Source organism: Neobacillus niacini (genome assembly GCF_036961885.1).
In the GTDB taxonomy this organism is placed as follows: Bacteria; Bacillota; Bacilli; order Bacillales; family Cytobacillaceae; genus Neobacillus; species Neobacillus niacini_H.
In genome coordinates this window covers 1-2,942 of sequence record NZ_JBALNQ010000066.1, presented here as the reverse complement: position 1 = coordinate 2,942, position 2,942 = coordinate 1, and the positions used below count along the sequence as shown (strand labels likewise).

Genomic DNA, 2,942 nt, shown 5'->3' with positions numbered 1-2,942 from the left:
AGGTTAAGTTAGAAAGGGCGCACGGTGGATGCCTTGGCACTAGGAGCCGATGAAGGACGGGACTAACACCGATATGCTTCGGGGAGCTGTAAGTAAGCTTTGATCCGGAGATTTCCGAATGGGGGAACCCACTGCTCGTAATGGAGCAGTATCTTTACCTGAATACATAGGGTATTGAAGGCATACCCGGGGAACTGAAACATCTAAGTACCCGGAGGAAGAGAAAGCAAATGCGATTCCCTGAGTAGCGGCGAGCGAAACGGGACATAGCCCAAACCAAGAGGCTTGCCTCTTGGGGTTGTAGGACACTCAACATGGAGTTACAAAGGAACGGGGTAGATGAAGCGGTCTGGAAAGGCCCGTCATAGAAGGTAAAAACCCTGTAGTTGAAACTTCGTTCCCTCCTGAGTGGATCCTGAGTACGGCCGGACACGAGAAATCCGGTCGGAAGCTGGGAGGACCATCTCCCAAGGCTAAATACTCCCTAGTGACCGATAGTGAACCAGTACCGTGAGGGAAAGGTGAAAAGCACCCCGGAAGGGGAGTGAAATAGATCCTGAAACCGTGTGCCTACAAGTAGTTAGAGCCCGTTAATGGGTGATAGCGTGCCTTTTGTAGAATGAACCGGCGAGTTACGATCCCATGCAAGGTTAAGTTGAAGAGACGGAGCCGCAGCGAAAGCGAGTCTGAATAGGGCGTTTGAGTATGTGGTCGTAGACCCGAAACCAGGTGATCTACCCATGTCCAGGGTGAAGGTGAGGTAACACTCACTGGAGGCCCGAACCCACGCACGTTGAAAAGTGCGGGGATGAGGTGTGGGTAGCGGAGAAATTCCAATCGAACTTGGAGATAGCTGGTTCTCTCCGAAATAGCTTTAGGGCTAGCCTCACGTTGTAAGAGTCTTGGAGGTAGAGCACTGTTTGGACTAGGGGCCCTCATCGGGTTACCGAATTCAGACAAACTCCGAATGCCAAAGACTTATCCGTGGGAGTCAGACTGCGAGTGATAAGATCCGTAGTCAAAAGGGAAACAGCCCAGACCACCAGCTAAGGTCCCAAAGTTTACGTTAAGTGGAAAAGGATGTGGAGTTGCTTAGACAACCAGGATGTTGGCTTAGAAGCAGCCACCATTTAAAGAGTGCGTAATAGCTCACTGGTCGAGTGACTCTGCGCCGAAAATGTACCGGGGCTAAACGTAACACCGAAGCTGTGGATTGACATCTACGATGTCAGTGGTAGGAGAGCGTTCTAAGGGCGTTGAAGCTAGACCGTAAGGACTGGTGGAGCGCTTAGAAGTGAGAATGCCGGTATGAGTAGCGAAAGACGGGTGAGAATCCCGTCCACCGTATGCCTAAGGTTTCCTGAGGAAGGCTCGTCCTCTCAGGGTTAGTCGGGACCTAAGCCGAGGCCGAAAGGCGTAGGCGATGGACAACAGGTTGATATTCCTGTACCACCTCTTTATCGTTTGAGTGATGGGGGGACGCAGGAGGATAGGGTAAGCGCACTGTTGGATATGTGCGTGTAAGCAGGTAGGCTGAGAAGTAGGAAAATCCGCTTCTCGTGAAGGCTGAGCTGTGATGCCGAGGGAAATATAGTACCGAAGTTCCTGATTCCACACTGCCAAGAAAAGCCTCTAGCGAGATAAAAGGTGCCCGTACCGCAAACCGACACAGGTAGGCGAGGAGAGAATCCTAAGGTGAGCGAGAGAACTCTCGTTAAGGAACTCGGCAAAATGACCCCGTAACTTCGGGAGAAGGGGTGCTTTTTGAGGTGAATAGCCTCGAAGAGCCGCAGTGAATAGGCCCAGGCGACTGTTTAGCAAAAACACAGGTCTCTGCGAAGCCGCAAGGCGAAGTATAGGGGCTGACGCCTGCCCGGTGCTGGAAGGTTAAGAGGAGGGGTTAGCGCAAGCGAAGCTCTGAATCGAAGCCCCAGTAAACGGCGGCCGTAACTATAACGGTCCTAAGGTAGCGAAATTCCTTGTCGGGTAAGTTCCGACCCGCACGAAAGGCGTAACGATCTGGGCACTGTCTCAACGAGAGACTCGGTGAAATTATAGTACCTGTGAAGATGCAGGTTACCCGCGACAGGACGGAAAGACCCCGTGGAGCTTTACTGTAGCCTGATATTGAATTTTGGTACAGCTTGTACAGGATAGGTAGGAGCCTGAGAAGCCGGAGCGCTAGCTTCGGTGGAGGCGTCGGTGGGATACTACCCTGGCTGTATTGAAATTCTAACCCACATCCCTTATCGGGATGGGAGACAGTGTCAGGTGGGCAGTTTGACTGGGGCGGTCGCCTCCTAAAGAGTAACGGAGGCGCCCAAAGGTTCCCTCAGAATGGTTGGAAATCATTCGCAGAGTGTAAAGGCACAAGGGAGCTTGACTGCGAGACCTACAAGTCGAGCAGGGACGAAAGTCGGGCTTAGTGATCCGGTGGTTCCGCATGGAAGGGCCATCGCTCAACGGATAAAAGCTACCCCGGGGATAACAGGCTTATCTCCCCCAAGAGTCCACATCGACGGGGAGGTTTGGCACCTCGATGTCGGCTCATCGCATCCTGGGGCTGTAGTCGGTCCCAAGGGTTGGGCTGTTCGCCCATTAAAGCGGTACGCGAGCTGGGTTCAGAACGTCGTGAGACAGTTCGGTCCCTATCCGTCGTGGGCGCAGGAAATTTGAGAGGAGCTGTCCTTAGTACGAGAGGACCGGGATGGACGCACCGCTGGTGTACCAGTTGTCTTGCCAAAGGCATCGCTGGGTAGCTATGTGCGGACGGGATAAGTGCTGAAAGCATCTAAGCATGAAGCCCCCCTCAAGATGAGATTTCCCATAGCGTCAAGCTAGTAAGAACCCTGAAAGATGATCAGGTTGATAGGTCAGAGGTGGAAGCGTGGTAACATGTGGAGCTGACTGATACTAATCGTTCGAGGACTTAACCAATTTTT

The 2,942-nt window shown here is 52.6% G+C and carries 1 rRNA gene; it reads left to right on the top strand.

Features of this window, described 5'->3' with window-relative positions:
- Position 1: 1 nt before the first annotated feature.
- A 23S ribosomal RNA gene (locus tag V7124_RS23025) occupies positions 2-2,937 on the top strand.
- The last annotated feature ends 5 nt before the right edge of the window (positions 2,938-2,942 follow it).